Genomic DNA, 15,076 nt, shown 5'->3' on the forward strand with positions numbered 1-15,076 from the left:
GCTGGACGCCCGCGCCGCCTGGCGCGAATGTTGCTATGCAAGATGCGCCACGTGGCATCCCCCCGCGGCCGAAGGACGCCCGAGACGATGGACCTCGCCTACCTCGCCGAATGGGCGAATCTGCTGATCCGCTGGCTGCACCTGATCACCGGCATCGCCTGGATCGGCACCAGCTTCTACTTCATCGGCCTGGACAACCAGCTCGACCCGCCGCGGGACGGCAACCCCCTGGTAAAGGGGGAGCAATGGTCGATCCATGGCGGCGGCTTCTACCACAAGCAGAAATACGCCAACGCCCCCGCCAGCCTGCCGGAAAAGCTGCACTGGTTCAAATGGGAGGCGTATTGGACCTGGATCAGCGGATTCGCGCTGTTCATGCTGATCTATTGGGGCCAGGCCAGCACCTATCTGGTGGACCCGGCGGTGATGGACCTTTCGCCCGGCGTGGCGGTGGCGATTTCGGCCGTGATGCTGGTGGCGGGGTGGGTGGTGTACGACCTCGCCTGCCGCTCGAAATGGGGGGAGAACGAGACGTGGCTCTCGGCCTTCGGGGTCGGGCTGCTGGTGGTGGCGGCTTTCGCCGCCTGCCACATCTTCTCCGGCCGCGGCGCCTTCCTGCAGATCGGCGCGATGACGGGCACGATCATGGTGGCGAACGTCGCCATGGTGATCATCCCGGGCCAGCGGAAGATGGTGGCCGCGATGCAGGCGGGGCAGGTGCCGGATGCGAAATATGGCCGCTGGGGCAAGCAGCGCAGCGTCCACAACACCTACCTGACGCTGCCCGTGCTGTTCCTGATGATCAGCCCGCACTACCCGATGACCTGGGGTTCCGAGTGGAACTGGGTGGTGCTGCTCGGCATCACCCTGGCGGGCGCGCTGGTGCGGCAGTTCTTCGTGCAGCGGCAATTCGGCCGCAACCCGCTGGCGCTGCCCGCCGCGGCCGCGGTGGTGGTGGGCGTCATGGCCTTCGCGCTGATGCCGGCCCGCACGCCCGCCGGCGCACCGGCGCCCGCCTTCGCCGAGGTCGAGGGCATCATGGCCGCCCGCTGCGCCTCATGCCACGCGGCAAGGCCGACGCAGGAGGGCTTCGTCGAAGCGCCGAAGGGTGTGCGGCTGGATGAGCCGGGGCAGATCCGCCGCTGGGCGCAATCCATCCGCCAGCAGGTGGCGACGGAGGCGATGCCCCCCGGCAACCTGACCGAATTGACGGCAGAGGAACGCGCCAGCCTGATCGCCTGGGTCGCCGCCGGGGCGCCGCGCGAATGAAGCCCTCCGCACTCACCACCCACATCCTGAACACCGCCAGCGGCAGGCCGATGGAGGGCGTGACGGTCGAGCTGTTCCGCCACGATCCGACCGGCCCGGTACAGGTGACCCAGGCCGTGACCAATGCCGACGGCCGCACCGATGCGCCGCTGCTGACGGCCGCGACCTTTGCCCCCGGCACCTACGAATTGCGCTTCCATGTCGGGGCGCATTTCGGCGGGGCGGGATTCCTGGACGTGGTGCCGATCGTGGTGCGGCTGATGGCGGGGCAGGGGCACTACCACGTGCCGCTGCTCTGCTCGCCCTGGTCCTACGCGACCTATCGCGGAAGCTGAACGAACGCGGCCGGGCGGGCTGCGTTGGATCGGCCATGCAAAGCCATCCGAGCCGCCTGACGCTACCCGCGCTGCTGATCAGCTTCGCCCTCGGCGGCTTCCTCGACGGCATCCTGCTGCACCAGATCCTGCAATGGCATCACCTGCTCAGCGCGGTGACGGACCCGGCCGATCTGCGCTTCCAGATGTTCTGGGACGGCATCTTCCACGGCCTGCATTACCTGCTGGGCTTCGCCGGGCTGTGGCTGTTGCTGGTCCGCCGCCGGCATGCCGCCGCGGCGGGCGCCGGGCGCGTGCTGGTCTCCGCCTGCCTGATCGGTTTCGGCGCCTGGCACCTGGTGGATGCGGTGCTGGTCCACTGGATCCTCGGCCTGCACCGGATTCGCGACGGCTCGCCCAATGTCCTGGCGTGGGACCTTTTGTTCTTTGGCCTGGGCGCGGTGACGGTGGCGCTCGGCGCCTGGATGCGGGGTCGCGACGGTGGGGCCGCCGGGCGCGCCATCGCGGCGGGGCTGGCCCTTTGTGTCCTGGCCGGTGCCCCTGCCGCCGCGCTGCCGCCGCGGGAGGTGGACCCGGTGATGCAGCTCGCCGCCGGCGGCCTGCTGCCCGCCTTCTGCGCGGCCTGGACCCGCGCCCCCCAGTCTCGCTGAGGCCGCCTCGCTGAGCCGCGACTTGCCCGGAACGCGGGGCCGGGCCAGTTTCGCCGCCGGGATTCGGGATGGGAACACACATGGCCAGCGCAACAGGCATCAAGGTCGCCATCATCGGCGCCGGCACCATGGGCCACGCCTTGGCGCTGGTCTTCGCGCTCGGCGGGCATGAGGTGCGGCTGACCGACAATAGTATGGCCACGCTGGACAAGGCCGGTGGGCTGATGGAGACGGCGCTGGAGACGCTGGTGGTGGCCGGCGAGGCGCCGCGCGAGGCCGATGCTGATTGGCTGCACCACGCGGTCACGCGCCTGCCGGTGCTGGCCGAGGCGCTGGAAGACGCCGATCTGGTGCTGGAGGCCATCATCGAGCAGCCGGACGCCAAGCGCGCCCTGTTTGAGGAGGTGGACCGCCTGGCGCCGCCCGACGCCATCATCGCCAGCAACACCAGCTACCTCGACCCTTTCCCGCTGATCCCCGCACGCCGGCAGGGCCGCGCGCTGATCATGCATTGGTACACGCCGCCCTATCTGGTGGATCTGGTGGACATCGTCGGCGGTCCGGACTGCGACCCGGCGGTGGTGGAATTCGCCGTGGCGCTGTGCCGCGCCATGGGCAAGCGCCCCGTGGTGATGCGGAAATTCGTGCCGGGCTACATCGCCAACCGCGTGCAATCCGCCATCGCGCTGGAGGTGCAGAAACTGCTGGATGAAGGCGTCGCCACCGCATCCGAGATCGACACCGCGATTATCGAGGGCATTTCACTGCGCCTGCCGATCCTGGGCGTGCTGGCCAAGGCCGATTTCACCGGCCTCGCCTTCACCCAGACCAGCCTGAAGAACCGCATGTACACGCCGCCCCCGGTGCGCGGGCAATGCGATGCGGTGGATGCGCTGGTGGCGGAGGGCCGCACCGGCGTGATGGCGGGCGCCGGCTTCTACGACTGGCCGGGGGCGACGGCGGATGTGTTGGAAGACCGGGACCGCCGGCTGCTCGCTCTGAAACGCGCGCTGCGGCAGATCGGCACGCTGGCAGGGGAGGGACGCGACCAATGATCACCTATGATCTTCGGGGCAAGGCGGCGCTGGTGACGGGCGGCGCCTCTGGCATCGGCTTGGCCACCGCGACGCTGCTGGCGCGCAGCGGCTGCGACGTGGCGATCAATTTCCTGGCCGGCGATGCGCGCGGCGCGGAGTCCGTCGCGCGCCTCCAGGCCGAGACCAATGCGCGCATCCTGCCCGCGCCAGGCAATGTGGCGGATGCGGCGGATGCGGCGCGGATGGTGGGGCAGGCGGTGGCCGAGCTCGGCCGGCTCGACTACCTGGTGAACAATGCCGGCACGCCCGGCACGCCGACCGCCATCGCGCCGAACGACTTCGACCGGCTGACGGAGGAGCTGTGGGATGCGGTGCTGGAGGTGAACCTGCGTGGCGTGTTCCGTTGCGCCAAGGCGGCCGGGCCGGCGCTGCGCGCGGCAAACGGGGCCATGGTCAACATCGCCTCCATCGCCGGCATCAATTCCGCCGGGTCTTCCATGGCCTATGGCGCGACCAAGGCGGGCGTCATCTCGCTCACCAAGAACCTGGCGCGGGGGCTGGCGCCGGAGGTGCGGGTGAACGCCGTGGCGCCGGGGGCCGTGGACAGCACCTGGATGATCGAATGGACGGAGGAACAGCGCCGATCCTCGATCGAGGGCGCGCTGCTCAAGCGCCGCTGCACGCCGGAAGACCTTGCTGAGGTGATCGTGTTCCTTCTCGCCGGCGCCGCCATGGTCACCGGCCAGACCGTCGTGGTGGATGGCGGGCTGACCACCTGACGCGCATGTGAGCCAGCCGGGGCATTGCATTTGTTAACCTAGTGGTTCAGTGTTTGGGTGTGCCAGACAGGAGCCATGCGATGCCTCGGCTTATCTTTGTCAACCTGCCCGTCACCGATCTGCCGCGCTCGGTCGCCTTCTACGCATCAGTCGGTGCGCGGAAGAACCCCCAATTCAGCGACGAGACCGGCGCCTGCATGGTGTTCTCTGACACCATCCATGTGATGCTGCTGACCCACGCCAAGTTCAGCCAGTTCACCAGCAAGCCGATCGTCGATGCCCGCAAGGCGTGCGAGGTGCTGATCTGCATCTCGGCCGAGAGCCGCGCGGAGGTGGATGATCTGGCGCGCCGCGCGACCGCCGCCGGCGGCGCGGCAGACCCGACGCCTGTGCAGGATCACGGCTTTATGTACGGCCGCAGCTTCGAGGATCCGGACGGCCATATCTGGGAAGTCATGTGGATGGACATGGAAGCCGCGCAGGCCGCCATGGCGCCGGCGGACTGATCCGGCGCCGCCCCCGATGGCTAATCAGCGGCCAGCGCCTGCGGCGTCGCGCGGAAGCGCGGCGCCACCTCCTCCATGAATAGCCGCAGTGACCGCGCGGCGAGATCGGCCGGCATCGGCCCGAGGCGGAAACTGCCGATGACGCCGCCGATGCCGGTGGCCTCGATCTCTGCCATCCGCGCGGCGACGGTGGCGGGCGAACCGGCGATCAGCGCCTTCTCCGGGTCAACGCGCGCGGGCGGCACCGTTTCCTTCTTCATGATGATGCCCTGCTCGCGGTAGATCTTCTCCCGCAGCGATTTCCGCTGTTCCTGCATGGCGAGGAAGTTTGGCACCGCGATGCGCTGTGCCTCCGCATCGGTCTCCGCGACGAAGATGTTGCGCCAGCACCAGCTTTCCTGAAGGCAGGCTTCCACCTGTTCCGCGCTGAAACCCGAATCCGCCATGGTGGCGCGATATTGCAGCAGGCGGTCGCGCGTCGTCTCCAGCGACTGCACATTCATCAGGAAGGGCACGCCACGCCGCGCCAAATGTAGCGCGCCGGCTTCGGAGGATGCGGCGCGGATCACATAGGGATGTGGCTGGGTGAAGGGCTTGGGCCGCAGGCGCGGGATGTTGAGGGTCCAGAACTTGCCCTCATGCCGCATGCCCTCGGGACTGGTCCAGGCCTTGAGCATGATGCCCTCGGCTTCCTCATAGCGTTCCAGCGCTTCCTCCGCCGGAATGCCGTAGCCCTGGTATTCATAGACGTTGTAGGCGGTGCCGCGCCCGAGGCCGACGATGACGCGGCCGCGGGAGAGGTTGTCGAGCAGCGACATCTGCTCCGCCAGCCGCGTCGGGTGGTGCAGCGAAACCTGCGCGACGGCGAAGCCCACCTTGATGCGCTTGGTCGCCGAAAGGATCGCGGCGGCGAAGGTCACCGGGTCGACATAGGCGCAATTGCCGTCAAAATGATGCTCGGCGAGCCATACAACCTCGAAGCCCAGCTCCTCACACAGCAGCGCCTCATCCATCGCTTCGCGGATCGCATCCGCGTCGCGATCGGGGTCGCGGCTTTCGGGGAACAAGAAGTTGCTGAAGCGCAGCATGCGGCGGCTCCTGACCATCTGCAGGAATCGTAGCCAGCGCCTTGCATCCCTGCAACCTAATCCTTGCATCGCGGGAATGTGCGGATGTTAGGATGGGTGCTTCCCCATGCGGAGGTTCCTGCCTTGCCCCAGCGCCGCAGCCTTCTCGCCGCCGGCCTTGCCCTGCCCGCCCTCATCTCCCGCGCCCATGCGCAGGATCGTCCGACGCAGTTGCTCGTGGGCTTCACGCCTGGCGGGAATATCGACCTTGCCGCACGCATGGCGGCGCCCTTCTTCGCGAAGTATCTCGGCCAACAGGTCATCGTGGTGAACCGCCCCGGCGCCGGGGGCATGATCATGCTGAACGAACTGGCCGCCGCCGCACCAGATGGCCGCACCGCGGCGCTGGTCTCCTTCCCCGCGCTGGTGACGGCGCTGTTCGACAACACGCCGCGCTACACGGTGGACAGCTTCGCCTATGTCGGGCTGCTGACGGATGAACCCTACACCATCTTTGTCGGCCCGAACTCGCCCTACAAGTCGCTGCCCGAACTGGTGGCCGCCGCGCGTGCACAGCCGGAATCGGTGACGATGGCTGGCGCAGGTGTCGGCAGCGCGCCGCATCTGGCGTTGATGCAGTTGGAACGCGCGGCCGGCGTGCGCTTCACCTGGGTGCCGACGCCGGGCGCGGGCCAGGCGATGCAGCTTGTCCAGGGCGGGCATGTCGCGGGCTCCATCTCCACCGTCAGCCTGACCGTGCGCGCGCACATCCAGGGCGCGCTGCGCGTGCTGGCGCTGATGTCCGAAAACCGCTGGGACCGCGCGCCGGACCTGCCGACGACGGGGGAGGGGGGCTGGAAACTGGAGGCGGGCTCCGCTCGCGGCTTCGCCCTGCCCGCCGCCACGCCCGCGCCGATCATTCAGCGCTGGGAGGATGCGGTGCGCCAGACCGCGCAGGACCCGGAGTTCAAGGCGCTGACCGAGCGCGACTACCTGATCCTGCGCTACATGGACCGCGCCACGATGACCGCCTTCGTGCAGCGCGAACACGCGGCCTACGGCGAGATCTGGCGCACCACGCCCTGGAAGCAGTCTTAATAAACCGCCGCGATACACTCGATCTCGAGTAGGAATTCCGGCACCGGCAGCGCCGCCACCACGCAGGTGGTGCGCGCCGGCAGCGCATCGGCGGGGAAGGCCTCGGCATAAAGGCGGTTCATCTCCGCCACATCGCCCACGCGCGTCAGCAGCACATTCGCCTTCAGGATGCTCCGCATGTTGCTGCCGCCCTCGGTCAGCGCGCGTTGCAGATGGCCGATGACCAGGGCGAATTGCGCGGCGAAATCATCCTTCGGCACCCCATCCGGCCCCATCGGCCCGATGCCGGAGACATAGAGCGTGGCGCCATGGCGGACGGAGATAGCGAAGGGCGGGTACTGCCGGCCGCCGGCGGGCGGCATGAAGCGGCTGATTTCGGGCATGGCGGCGGGTTCCTTCTCTGGACGCGGCAGGGATGCGCGTTCCACCATGCCGAAGCAACAGCCGAAGGTCGCACGATATGCCGCAGGTCGACACCGCCCGCTTCCTGAAGGACCTGCATGACCTGCGGAAAATCGGCACCTACAAGACCGGCGTGCACCGCCCGACCTACTCGCCGGAGGATATGGAAAGCCGCCGCTGGCTGATGGACCGCATGGCGGAATGCGGGCTGGAGCCGTCGATCGACGGCATCGGCAACGTCATCGGCCGCCATCCCGGCGCGGGGCCGAAGCTGCTGGTGGGGAGCCATATCGAAAGCCAGAACCAGGCCGGCTGGCTGGATGGTGCGCTCGGCGTGATGGCGGGCGTGGCACTGGCGCGCAGCGGCCTGCCGGTGGATGTCATCGCCTTCGCCGATGAGGAAGGCCATTACGGCGGCTTCATCGGCAGCCGCAGCTTCCTCGGCGACTTGCCGGAGGACGAGATCGACCGCCTGGCCAACCGCTACCACGGCAAGCCCCTGCGCCAAGCGCTGCGCGAGGCGGGGCTGGAGGGGCTGCCGCGCACGCAGTTCGAGCCCGGCCGTCACAAGGGTTTTCTCGAACTGCATATCGAACAGGGCACGCAGCTGGAATCGGCCGCGCAGCAGGTGGGCGTGGTGACGGGCATCGTCGCCATCTGGCAATGGCGCATCCTCATTGAGGGCATGCAGGACCATGCCGGCGGCACCACCATGGCGGAACGCCGCGATGCCGGGCTGACGGCGGTGCGGCTGCTGGCCATGCTCGATGAACGCATGCCCTTCGCCTGCGGCCCGCGCAGCACCTGGACCTGCGGCCGCATCAGCCTGGACCCCGGCGCGGCCTCAATCATCCCCGGCACGGCTGAGGTGCTGTTCCAGTTCCGCGACGTGGAACAGCCGGTGCTGGACCGCATGGAGGCCTGCCTGCGCGCCTGCATCCAGGAAGCCAACCGCCGCGAACGCTGCACCGTGACGCTGGAGGCGATGAGCCTGTCCAAGCCCGCTCTGTGCGACCCGGCGATGCAGGCCGCGCTGGCCGCAGCGGCGGAGGATCTGGCCCCCGGCGCCTGGCGCCACATGCCATCCGGCGCCGGGCATGATGCACAATACATGGCGAAGGTGATGCCGGTGGCGATGCTGTTCGCCCCCTCCATCGGCGGTATCAGCCACCATTGGGCGGAGGATACGAAGGACGAGGACCTCGCGAAATGCGCCGAGGTGCTGGCGGAAGGCGCGGCGCGCTATCTGGGCAACAACGCGCCGGCCTGACCTAGCTCAACAGCGTCCCCGCTAGCCGCAGCAGCGACCCGCCCGGCTGGCGCAGCGCCTCCAGCACCCGGAAGTGGTCCGCGCCCGGAATGGGCACCAGCGGTCCCGGCGCATGGGCGGCGCTGCGCAGCGCATGGAAATCGCGGCTGTGGCGCACAAGCTCCGGCAGTTCCGCGGTGCCATAGGCGATGGCGAGCGGCTTGTGCACCACCGGCCGGCGCATCGGCGAAAGCTCCGCGATCTCCGTCTCCGTCAGCTTCAGCGCGGCGTTCAGGTAGGTGTCGCGGATCGGTGCGAGTTCGAAAATACCGGAGATCGCCAGCCCCGCCGTCACCGCCGGATGCTCCAGCGCCAGCGCCGTCAGATGCCCGCCGGCGGACCAGCCGGAGGCGACCAGCGGCCCGCCAATGCCATGCTGTGCGCCATGCGCCGAAAGCCAATCCAGCGCCCGGTGTACCTGCCAGGCGATCTGCGTCAGCGTCGCGGCCGGTGCCAGCGTGTAGCCGTTGAAGGCCACGGACCAGCCCATCGCCAGCGCGCCTTCCGCGAGATGCGAAAAATTCTCGCGCCGGTTGCGCTGCCAATAGCCGCCATGGATGAACACCAGACAGGGCGCCGCCGGGTCCCGGCCGGGGAACAGGTCCCAAGCCTCCCGCTCGCCCTCGCCATAGGCCAGGTCGAGATGCCCGGGATGGGCGGCGCGAAACGCCTCCGCCGCCGCATCGCGGTCCGCCACCAGCGCGGTGCTGTCCGCCACCGCTTCGGCATTGTTATAGGCGGTATCGCGTTCCGCCTGGCTGGCTGCGGCCCAGAAGCCGGGAAGGGCGCTCATGGCGTCAGCACGCGGATCGGCGCATCGGCCAGATAGGCCTCGATCGTCTCCACCGCGCCGGCAAAATACGCGCCGAAATTCTGGCGCGAGACATAGCCCAGATGCGGCGTCAGCAGCGTGTTCGGGCAGGACATCAGCGGATGGTCCAGCGGCAGCGGCTCGCGGTCGAACACGTCGAGCCCGGCGCCGGCGATGCAGCCCTCGGTCAATGCCGCGATCAGCGCGGGCTGGTCGATCAGCGGGCCGCGGCTGGTGTTCACGATGTAGGCGCTGGGCTTCATCGCGGCCAATTCGCTCGCGCCGACAATGCCGCGGGACCGGTCGGACAGGATCATGTGCAGCGTCACCACATCCGCCTGCGCGAACAGCTCCGCCTTCTCCACCCGCGTCGCGCCGGCCGCGACGGCCGCCTCCGCCGTCAGGTTCTGGCTCCAGGCGATCACCTTCATGCCGAAGGCCTGGCCCACCTTGGCCACGCGGGTGCCAAGCTTGCCGAGGCCGAGGATGCCGAGCGTCAGCCCCTCCGCCGCTGTGCCGACGCTGTTGGGCGCGCCCTTGGCCTGCCAGGTGCCGGCGCGCAGGCTGGCGGTCTGTGCCGGCAGGTCGCGCAGCAGGCCGAGGATCAGGCCCCAGGTGATGTCCACGGTCGGCGCGCCGCTGCTCGGCGTGCCGCAGACGGTAACGCCCTGGGCAGTGGCGGCGGCGACATCGAAGGCGCGGTTACGCTCCCCGGTCGTCATCAGCAGCTTCAGATTCGGCAGGCGCTTCAGCAGCGCGGCGGGGAAGGGCGTGCGTTCCCGGATGCCCAGGATGGCGTCGAAGGGCAACAGCCGGGCTGCCAGCGCATCCTGGTCGGCCAGCGCATCCTCGAAGAACTCGATCTGCAGGCCCGGCGGCAGCCGGTTCCAGGGGCCCAACTCCCGGGCGACGCCCTGGAAGTCATCGAGGATCGCCAGCCTGTTCAGCGTTGCCATGCCATGGGTTCCTTCCGGATCAATCTGGCCCGGAATGCGGTCCGCGGCGCCGTGCCGTCAATGGGGGGTGACAAGGTCCCAGCGGATGGTGCGGCCGGGGCGGATCGGCAGCAGGCTGGGTGGCTGATCACCGGGTGCGCCATCAGCGGCGCGCAGTTGCACGGGGCAGGGGGTGAACAGCAGTGCCTCCCGCCCCTCCGCCATGCCGTCCAGCCCATCCGGCAGCGCGCCGAGGAAGTCCGCCGCCAGCGCGGCCGCCAGGGCCGGCACCGGCACCCGGACCTCCAGCGCGCGGGCCACCGGCGGCGGTGGGGGCGCATCGAGCCGCGTCGCCTCGCCGGGCAGGTGCAAGGCGAAGCTGCCATCGGCATCCGTCCAGATAACAAGCCGCACCGGCTTGCCGTGCAGCAGGGTGGCGCATTCCAGGCGGCCGAGGGCGATGCCGCGGCCCTGCCGGTCCCGCAGCCGCCCGATCACCGCCGTCATCCCGTCCGGGATGGCGCGGCTGGGCGAGGGACGCAGCCGGACGGAGACCCGGAGCGGCGCCCTGCCCGCCGATGCCCCGCCTGGCGGTGGGGACGCGGTCGGCCGGGCCGGGAAGCGGGACGGGACCACCACGGTCAGCGCCGCCGGCAGATAGCGGCGCTGCGGGTCCGTCACCAGGATGCGGCGCGGGCCGGGCGGCAGGTCCCGCAGGAAGGTGAGACCGGTGGCGGGATCGAAGCCCTGTTCGGCGCCGGCCAGCCCCACAGCCTGCAGGCGCAGCCCGGCGATCGCGGGCAGGGCGCCTGGCCCGCCCTCCGCCAGATAGCGCAGGGCGTGGACGGACAGCACCGGCTCCGCGTCCGCGCGGGCTGCCGGGGCCAGGCGCCATCCCGGCAGCAGGCCGGTGGCGCTCATGCGGGAAAGGACCTGCCGGCTCGCGTCATCCGATCCTCATCACGGGCACGGACGGAGGCTAACGGCTGGAAGAAAGCGCCGCAACCTCTGGTTGTCTCGCTTCATCAAGGCGCAAGGATTGCGGTAGCAGCCTGCCGCAATATCTCGGGCAGCGCCGTCGGCCGGCGCTGCGTCGCGCGGTCCACATAGACATGCACGAAATGCCCTTCCGCGCACACCTGCTGCGCCTCGCCGCGGAAGATGCCGATGCCGTAGCGGATCGAGGTATTGCCCACGCGCTCCACCCGCAGCCCGGCAGTCACGGCGTCCGGGAAGGCGATGGGCGCGTGGAAGCGGCATTGCGTCTCAACCACCACCCCAATCACCGCGCTGTCCACCAGGTTGATGGCGCCGCTGCCGAGCAGGAAGCGCGCGACCACCGTATCGAAATAGGAATAATACGTCACATTGTTGATGTGACCGTAGATGTCGTTGTCCATCCAGCGGGTCGGGATATCCAGGAAGAAGCGGTAATCCGCCCGCTCCGGAAGCTTCTTGGTCATCCCTCGCGCTCCGCCCATGTCGGGGATAGGGAACAACAGCCACGCGGCCGGGTGAAGGGGCCTACCCCTCGATTCGGGCCTGATGCAGCATCGCAGAGTCAGGCGCCAAGCATCTGCAAAGTGTCATGCCTGCGTGAGAAGGCTTCGCTCTCCGTCCCGGGGCCGGTATAGAGCAGGATTACGCCGACCCTCCCTTCGATCCTGCACCTCCTGGCCCGGGAAATCCCCCCTCGCGATGTCCGCCGCGCACCAGCCTTCCGCCTCGCGCCTTGAGCCCTTCCGCCTGCGGGGGGCGAATTTCAATCTGCTCGTGATGCGGCTGCTGGACCACCGGGTGGAGGCCCTGGTGCCCGCGCTGGGCGACCAGTTCCGCCGCGCCCCCGGCTTCCTGCGCTTCGCCCCCGTGGTGATCGGGCTGGACGACATTCCCGCGCGGCCGGAGGAGGTGGATTTCGCCGCCCTGGTGCAGGGGCTCCGCGCCATCGAGATCGTGCCGATCGGCACCACCGGTGGCACGCCTGAGATGCGGATCGCAGCCCAGGGCGCCGGCCTGCCGCCGCTGCGCCAGGCCGGCGGCGCGCGGGAGGAGGATGTGCCGATGGCGCCCCCCGGCGCCCCCATGCCGCCGCCCCCGGCCGCGCCGCAACCCGCGCCGCCCGCCGAGGCGCCCGCGCTGCGCGCCGCCATGGTGGTGGACCAGCCGGTTCGCGCCGGCCAGCGCATCTGGGCGCAAGGCACAGACCTGATCATCGTCGGCACCGTCAATCGCGGCGCGGAAGTGATCGCGGATGGCAACATCCACGTCTATGGCCGCCTGCTGGGCCGCGCCATCGCCGGTGGCCAGGACAATGCGGAAGCGCGCGTCTTCGCGCTGAATTTCGACCCCGAACTCGTCTCCATCGCCGGCTATTACGCGGTGCGGGAAGGGCTGGGGGAGGCACCGATCGGCAAGACCGTGCAGGCGCGGCTGGTCGGCGAGCATATGCGGTTCGACCCGGTCGGCTGACGCCACCGAGGTCGGTTTTGAATGGTTGCGGCGCGCCCCACGGGGTCGCGGTTGATGGGGGTCAGCATGGCGGAAATCATCGTGGTCACGTCGGGCAAGGGGGGGGTCGGCAAGACGACATCGTCGGCCGCCATCGCCACCGGCCTGGCGCAGCGTGGCAAGAAGACCGTGGTCATCGATTTCGATGTGGGGCTGCGCAACCTCGACCTGATCATGGGCGTCGAGCGCCGCGTGGTGTTCGACATCGTCAACGTCATCAGCGGCGAGGCGCGGCTGAACCAGGCGCTGATCAAGGACAAGCGCGTCGACACGCTCTCGATCCTGCCGGCCAGCCAGACGCGGGACAAGGATGCGCTGACCAAGGAAGGCGTCGGCAAGATCATCGAGGAACTCTCGAAGGATCACGACTTCATCGTCTGCGACAGCCCGGCGGGCATCGAGAAGGGCGCGCTGCTGGCGCTGTACTTCGCGGACCAGGCGATCATCGTGACGAACCCCGAGGTTTCCTCCGTCCGCGACAGCGACCGCATCCTGGGCGTGCTGCAATCCAAGTCGAAGCGCGCCGAGGACAAGCGGGAGCCGGTGCGCGAGCACCTGCTGGTCACCCGCTACGACCCCACCCGCGTTGAGCGTGGCGAGATGCTAAAGCTGGAGGATATCCGGGAAATCCTGGCCATCCCGCTGCTCGGCGTGATCCCGGAGAGCGAGAGCGTGCTGAAGGCCTCCAACACCGGCAATCCGGTGATCATGGACCAGGAAAGCGCCGCCGGTCAGGCCTACAAGGATGCGGTCGGCCGCTTCCTGGGCGACAAGATCGAGCACCGGTTCCTGGAGCCCGTGAAGAAGGGCCTGTTTTCACGTCTGTTCGGGGGGAGGGCGGCATGAGCTGGCTCGCTGATCTCTTCAAGGGCCGCAAGCCCGAGCCGCCGACCGCGTCCAACGCCAAGGAACGGCTCCAGATCGTTTTGGCGCATGAGCGCATCGGGCGGACGCGGGAGGATTTCCTGCCGAAGCTGCAGATGGAGATCGTGGCGGTGGTGGCGCGCTATGTCGCCATCGATCCGGGGCGGGTGAATGTCTCGCTGGACCGGGGCGGGGACATGTCTACGCTGGCCATCGAGATCGACCTGCCCGGCCCGCCCGCCACCGCGAACCGGCGCGCCGCGGCCGGCTAGGCCAGGGCTTGGCGCAGGATGCGGATGGCCTCGGCCACCCCATCCTCGCCGGCCATCCGCACCGCAATGCGCGCGGCCGAATCGCTCATTGCCGGGTCACTGACCGCCTGCCGGATGGCCGCCGCCAGCCGAGGCGACGTCAGCGCGCGAAAGGGGATTGGCGCCGGCCCGGCCCCCAGCGCCTGCACCCTTCGGCCCCAGAACGGTTGGTCGCCGAAGAAGGGGCAGAGGATGGAGGGGCAGCCGGCGCGCAGCCCGGCATCCGTGGTGCCGGCGCCGCCATGATGCACCACCGCCGCCATGCGCGGGAACAGCCAGCCATGCGGCGCGCCTTCCACCACATGCAGGCCCGGTCCTGGTGCCTCCAGCGCCAGCCCGCCCCAGCCGGTTGAGATCACGCCACGCTGCCCGGCGAGCGCCAGCGCCTCCGCCACCAGCCGTCCCATCCCCGCGGCATCCTTCGTCGGCAGGCTGCCGAAGCCGACATGCACGGGCGGCGGGCCCGCAGCCAGGAAGGCGGCCAGGGCCGGCGGCGGCGTCCAGGCCGGTTCCACGGGCAGCACCCAGGCGCCGGTGACATGGGTGCGCGCATCCCAATCCGCCGGGCGCGGCACCAGCGCCGGGCTGTAGGCGTGCAGCCGCCCGGCGGCCGCCGCGCCGCGTCCGGAAGGCGGCAGGCCCAGCGCCTTCGCCCGCCAGTCCCGCAATGGCTTGCGGGCCATGCGCGCCGCGGCGCCCAGCATCAGGGCGTGGCTCGCCCGGTTCAGCGGACCCAGATCGGCGAACGGCAGCAGCGGGGAGGGGAAGGCCCGTGTCGGCGCCAGGGCCGGCAGCGGCAGCGCGACGAAGGCCGGAATGCCCAGCCGCTCCGCGATATGCGCCCCGCCCAGCGCCTTCGGGTGGCAGACCAGAAGCGCCGCGCCCTGCGCCGTCTCCCACTGTGCCTGCAGCAGCCGGCGGAACATCGGGCCGCGGCCGCGCATCAGGCGCAGGGTCGCCAGAAGCTTGTGCCGGCCGGAGATCGCGGCCTGGCCCTCCGGTGTGTCGATCAGCTCCAGCATCTCGCCCGGCAGCGGCGCGAAGGGCACGCCCGCCGCTTCAATGGTCGGCTGGAAACGCGGGGCCGTCGCCAGCCGCACGGGGAATCCCGCTGCCTGCAGGCCGATCGCCAGGGCCAGGAAGGGCTGCACATCGCCGCGCGTGCCGAGTGTCTGCAGGACGATCATCCGGTCTC

The 15,076-nt window shown here is 69.7% G+C and carries 18 protein-coding genes; 11 read left to right on the plus strand and 7 right to left on the minus strand.

Going from position 1 to position 15,076, the window contains the following annotated elements; all coding sequences use genetic code 11:
• The first annotated feature begins 87 nt into the window (after positions 1 to 87).
• The 6 genes from ACFHNC_RS04345 to ACFHNC_RS04370 all read left to right on the plus strand — a co-directional run bounded on the left by ACFHNC_RS04345 (position 88) and on the right by ACFHNC_RS04370 (position 4,576).
• Positions 88 to 1,269, plus strand: a complete 1,182-nt coding sequence (locus tag ACFHNC_RS04345; protein WP_437167992.1) for a urate hydroxylase PuuD — start codon at positions 88 to 90, stop codon at positions 1,267 to 1,269.
• Entirely contained in the window at positions 1,266 to 1,604 is a 339-nt protein-coding gene (uraH, locus tag ACFHNC_RS04350; RefSeq protein WP_437167993.1) for a hydroxyisourate hydrolase, read from the plus strand. Before ACFHNC_RS04345 ends, uraH begins: the two co-directional genes overlap by 4 nt.
• 35 nt (positions 1,605 to 1,639) lie before the next feature.
• Entirely contained in the window at positions 1,640 to 2,254 is a 615-nt protein-coding gene (locus ACFHNC_RS04355) for a DUF2243 domain-containing protein (protein WP_437167994.1), read from the plus strand.
• Between the two features lie 80 nt (positions 2,255 to 2,334).
• Positions 2,335 to 3,309, plus strand: a complete 975-nt coding sequence (locus tag ACFHNC_RS04360; RefSeq protein ID WP_437167995.1) for a 3-hydroxyacyl-CoA dehydrogenase family protein — start codon at positions 2,335 to 2,337, stop codon at positions 3,307 to 3,309.
• Positions 3,306 to 4,070 (plus strand): SDR family NAD(P)-dependent oxidoreductase, encoded by a 765-nt coding sequence (locus ACFHNC_RS04365; protein ID WP_437167996.1) that lies wholly within the window; start codon positions 3,306 to 3,308, stop codon positions 4,068 to 4,070. The genes ACFHNC_RS04360 and ACFHNC_RS04365 overlap by 4 nt, the downstream gene beginning before the upstream one ends.
• An 80-nt stretch (positions 4,071 to 4,150) precedes the next feature.
• On the plus strand, positions 4,151 to 4,576 hold the full coding sequence (locus ACFHNC_RS04370) for a VOC family protein (protein ID WP_437167997.1): 426 nt from the start codon (positions 4,151 to 4,153) through the stop codon (positions 4,574 to 4,576).
• A gap of 20 nt (positions 4,577 to 4,596) precedes the next feature.
• On the opposite strand, the gene ACFHNC_RS04375 is transcribed toward ACFHNC_RS04370, so the two are convergent.
• Positions 4,597 to 5,664 (minus strand): LLM class flavin-dependent oxidoreductase, encoded by a 1,068-nt coding sequence (locus ACFHNC_RS04375; RefSeq protein WP_437167998.1) that lies wholly within the window; start codon positions 5,662 to 5,664, stop codon positions 4,597 to 4,599.
• A gap of 123 nt (positions 5,665 to 5,787) precedes the next feature.
• On the opposite strand from ACFHNC_RS04375, the gene ACFHNC_RS04380 reads away from it, so the two are divergent.
• Complete coding sequence (locus tag ACFHNC_RS04380) at positions 5,788 to 6,741, plus strand: tripartite tricarboxylate transporter substrate binding protein (RefSeq protein ID WP_437167999.1); 954 nt, start codon at positions 5,788 to 5,790, stop codon at positions 6,739 to 6,741.
• Here ACFHNC_RS04380 and ACFHNC_RS04385 read toward each other — a convergent pair.
• Complete coding sequence (locus tag ACFHNC_RS04385; protein ID WP_437168000.1) at positions 6,738 to 7,124, minus strand: RidA family protein; 387 nt, start codon at positions 7,122 to 7,124, stop codon at positions 6,738 to 6,740. The two genes, ACFHNC_RS04380 and ACFHNC_RS04385, sit on opposite strands and share 4 nt — an antisense overlap.
• A gap of 77 nt (positions 7,125 to 7,201) precedes the next feature.
• Between ACFHNC_RS04385 and ACFHNC_RS04390 the strand changes: the two genes are divergently transcribed.
• Positions 7,202 to 8,413, plus strand: coding sequence for a Zn-dependent hydrolase (locus tag ACFHNC_RS04390; RefSeq protein ID WP_437168001.1), 1,212 nt, complete (start codon positions 7,202 to 7,204; stop codon positions 8,411 to 8,413).
• A 1-nt stretch (position 8,414) separates the two neighbouring features.
• On the opposite strand, the gene ACFHNC_RS04395 is transcribed toward ACFHNC_RS04390, so the two are convergent.
• The 4 genes from ACFHNC_RS04395 to ACFHNC_RS04410 form a co-directional block, all read right to left on the minus strand.
• Positions 8,415 to 9,245 (minus strand): alpha/beta hydrolase, encoded by an 831-nt coding sequence (locus ACFHNC_RS04395; RefSeq protein ID WP_437168002.1) that lies wholly within the window; start codon positions 9,243 to 9,245, stop codon positions 8,415 to 8,417.
• Positions 9,242 to 10,219, minus strand: coding sequence for a D-2-hydroxyacid dehydrogenase family protein (locus ACFHNC_RS04400; protein WP_437168003.1), 978 nt, complete (start codon positions 10,217 to 10,219; stop codon positions 9,242 to 9,244). Before ACFHNC_RS04400 ends, ACFHNC_RS04395 begins: the two co-directional genes overlap by 4 nt.
• Positions 10,220 to 10,276: 57 nt before the next feature.
• The gene (locus ACFHNC_RS04405) at positions 10,277 to 11,119 is read right to left on the minus strand and encodes a hypothetical protein (RefSeq protein WP_437168004.1); all 843 of its coding nucleotides are present in this window, start codon (positions 11,117 to 11,119) and stop codon (positions 10,277 to 10,279) included.
• A 104-nt stretch (positions 11,120 to 11,223) separates the two neighbouring features.
• Positions 11,224 to 11,661, minus strand: coding sequence for an acyl-CoA thioesterase (locus ACFHNC_RS04410; RefSeq protein WP_437168005.1), 438 nt, complete (start codon positions 11,659 to 11,661; stop codon positions 11,224 to 11,226).
• A gap of 235 nt (positions 11,662 to 11,896) precedes the next feature.
• Between ACFHNC_RS04410 and minC the strand changes: the two genes are divergently transcribed.
• The 3 genes from minC (at position 11,897) to minE (ending at position 13,842) form a co-directional block, all read left to right on the plus strand.
• Positions 11,897 to 12,667 (plus strand): septum site-determining protein MinC, encoded by a 771-nt coding sequence (gene minC / locus ACFHNC_RS04415; protein WP_437168006.1) that lies wholly within the window; start codon positions 11,897 to 11,899, stop codon positions 12,665 to 12,667.
• 66 nt (positions 12,668 to 12,733) lie between these two features.
• Positions 12,734 to 13,552, plus strand: a complete 819-nt coding sequence (gene minD / locus ACFHNC_RS04420; protein WP_437168007.1) for a septum site-determining protein MinD — start codon at positions 12,734 to 12,736, stop codon at positions 13,550 to 13,552.
• Positions 13,549 to 13,842, plus strand: coding sequence for a cell division topological specificity factor MinE (gene minE / locus ACFHNC_RS04425; protein ID WP_437168008.1), 294 nt, complete (start codon positions 13,549 to 13,551; stop codon positions 13,840 to 13,842). Before minD ends, minE begins: the two co-directional genes overlap by 4 nt.
• Here the strand turns inward: minE and ACFHNC_RS04430 are convergent.
• Positions 13,839 to 15,068: a glycosyltransferase gene (locus ACFHNC_RS04430; RefSeq protein WP_437168009.1), complete on the minus strand. Its 1,230-nt coding sequence runs from the start codon at positions 15,066 to 15,068 to the stop codon at positions 13,839 to 13,841. The two genes, minE and ACFHNC_RS04430, sit on opposite strands and share 4 nt — an antisense overlap.
• Positions 15,069 to 15,076 lie beyond the last annotated feature (8 nt).

Origin of the sequence: Falsiroseomonas sp. E2-1-a4, assembly GCF_051433165.1 — a bacterium.
GTDB lineage: Bacteria > Pseudomonadota > Alphaproteobacteria > Acetobacterales > Acetobacteraceae > Falsiroseomonas.